At 68.5% G+C, this 612-nt stretch carries 1 protein-coding gene; it reads right to left on the bottom strand.

The genetic code is table 11. The features are described 5' to 3' along the window. A partial coding sequence (locus tag CCN37_RS37265; protein ID WP_143262013.1) for a hypothetical protein occupies positions 1-577 on the bottom strand: 577 nt, incomplete at its 3' end. Positions 578-612 lie beyond the last annotated feature (35 nt).

Below are 612 nucleotides of genomic sequence, written 5' to 3'. Positions count from 1 at the left end.
CGGACTCGGTGACGACGCGCACGCCACCCGCCGAGGTCTGGTAGGTCGTGACGACCGAGCCGTCGGGCCTGCGTTCCTCGCTCAGCTTGACGTCCATCCCGGCGGTGCCGGTCGAGCTCCCCTGCTTCTGCTCGTAGAGCTCGTTGAGCGTGACCAGCTTGCCGTCCTTGAAGAGGTAGGGCGGGGCGTTGGGCGGCTGCTTGCCGCCGGGCTCCTGGTAGACCCACTGGACGGCGCTGAGGCTGATGCCGTTGCCGCCGTCCCCGGACTCGTAGCAGTCGGCGAGGGTGTGGAAGGCGCTGCCGTCCGCCAGCAACGTCTTGTAGGCGTCACCGCAGAACGCCTGCATGCTCGTCTGGTTGGCCGAGTTCAGCTCCTCCGCGGAACTCCCGGCCTGCAGCCCCTGGGTGCTCAACGGGAACGACCCGGTGCTGGTGAACAGGTCCATCATCGGACCGTTGGCGTCGGAGAGCAGATTGGCCGCGATGGTCGAGACGTTGGTGGCGAATCCACGGAGGCCAGCCGGGTCGGCCTTGAGCTCGTCGCCGCCCTTGACCCAGTCCGGGGTGGTGTTCATCGAGGTCCTCCCAGGTTCCGGCCCCTGGGGACCGG

The sequence above is a fragment of the Allokutzneria sp. NRRL B-24872 genome, from assembly GCF_002155965.1.
GTDB lineage: Bacteria > Actinomycetota > Actinomycetes > Mycobacteriales > Pseudonocardiaceae > Allokutzneria.
This window is presented reverse-complemented; position numbering and strand designations above follow the sequence as displayed.